The sequence below is a fragment of the Anoxybacillus sp. LAT27 genome (assembly GCF_022030075.1).
Taxonomy (GTDB): Bacteria; Bacillota; Bacilli; order Bacillales; family Anoxybacillaceae; genus Anoxybacillus; species Anoxybacillus kestanbolensis.
This window is the reverse complement of record NZ_JAIWYK010000266.1, coordinates 1-239: the sequence shown is the minus strand read 5'-3', so window position 1 is coordinate 239 and position 239 is coordinate 1. Positions and strand designations below refer to the sequence as shown.

The 239-nt window shown below is 64.9% G+C and carries 1 pseudogene; it reads right to left on the bottom strand.

The window, feature by feature from the left end:
- Window positions 1-14: 14 nt before the first annotated feature.
- A pseudogene (locus LD028_RS09395) lies at window positions 15-239 on the bottom strand (hypothetical protein); the annotation flags it as partial.

The window sequence follows — 239 nt, the reverse complement described above, 5'->3', positions numbered from 1 at the left end:
GCCATCATTATACCTTACTCAAGGGCCAGTGTGCGGGCGGCTTCTGTCGCAACCGCGCCCGGCTTGGCTGCGACGACGCCTGGTTTTGCGGCGGGGCTTTTCGTTCGAGCTGCAGCGGCTGTCTCCGCTGTCGGATGGCCGGACAGCGAGCCTGCGGGAACCAGCGTGTGCAGCGTGATCTCCGGACGGGAACGGAGACGGATGTTGATCCCCGTCTGCCCCAAGCCCTCGCTGATGTA